The following is a 1,049-nucleotide window of genomic DNA, read 5'->3' as shown; positions in this document are numbered from 1 at the left end:
GCTGTCTGTGATCTTTTAGCTATCCCTTTGTGATCTATTTGCCATAGTTGTTGTGATCTGATGGCTACTTTAAATGATTTGGCGATAAATACGTTATTAGGAAAATTAGGTGCGGAATGTGTGGGGTAACACCTTCGGCTGTTGGTTCTTGAGCTTTAAAAGGTATAGAACAGCCTTCCCCTTGCATTAGATGAGCCATTCTCTCTGTGCCAAAAGCTAGGAAGTTTCGCACTTTTTGTTCTGATGTCAAAGTACGAAAATGTGAAGCGATTTCAGTACAAGTAAGATTCAAAGATATAGATTGTTCAGCAAAAAGTTTTGGGTGATTTTCAGATATTTCTGTCCAAATACGCTTACGTAGCGCTTCACGATTATTAAGGCTTACATCTGATTTTTTCTATTAACTTCTCTTTAGATAAGTGCGAAAGTAGCTGAGTCAATCTTTCTTTACTAGTAACTATTCAGCACTCTGAAAGTTAAATGAACAAAATACCTGCACTCAACTCACTATTTTTCACAATCATTTGACCGATCTAATCATCATGTCATGCTGTTGATATCATTCATTGAGTTGTAGCTTATTTTGAAAGTTAGTAGCATTGATATTGATGCAACCATTGCATATGTCAGACAGCAATTAGAAACTGATAAAACAGTGACCCCAGCATTAAAACTGGCCATTGAAGCTTTGCTTATGGTCATTTTAATATTGGCTAATCGTCTAGGTATGAACAGCAAAAACAGCAGTAAGCCCCCCTCAACAGACAACGATAATAATAAGAAAAATAAGCCCAAAGGTAATGGTAATAAGCCGGGCGGTCAAAAAGGCCGTATTGGCACAACACTCAAGCGAGTCGATAAGCCTGATGTCGTTGAAGTTATCAAGCTTGATAAGCGTAAACTTCCTAAAGGCAACGACAAAGAAGTTGTAACCATTCACCAAGCCCCTCTTGTTTTTTGTGAAACAAGTCACTTGATCTAACATTGTTACTTGAACGATCTTTTTATGGTGTTTTTATGTACACATGAAAAAGAAAAAATGCTTCGAG

1 protein-coding gene is annotated in these 1,049 nt (G+C 37.2%); it reads left to right on the top strand.

The features are described 5' to 3' along the window. Nucleotides 1-583: 583 nt before the first annotated feature. On the top strand, nucleotides 584-982 hold the full coding sequence (locus JQC92_RS22470) for a DUF6444 domain-containing protein (RefSeq protein ID WP_205001745.1): 399 nt from the start codon (nucleotides 584-586) through the stop codon (nucleotides 980-982). The last annotated feature ends 67 nt before the right edge of the window (nucleotides 983-1,049 follow it).

The organism is Parashewanella hymeniacidonis, from assembly GCF_016900895.1.
GTDB lineage: Bacteria > Pseudomonadota > Gammaproteobacteria > Enterobacterales > Shewanellaceae > Parashewanella > Parashewanella hymeniacidonis.
The sequence above is the reverse complement of the archived record's forward strand: the minus strand, read 5'-3'. Positions and strand labels throughout refer to the sequence as shown.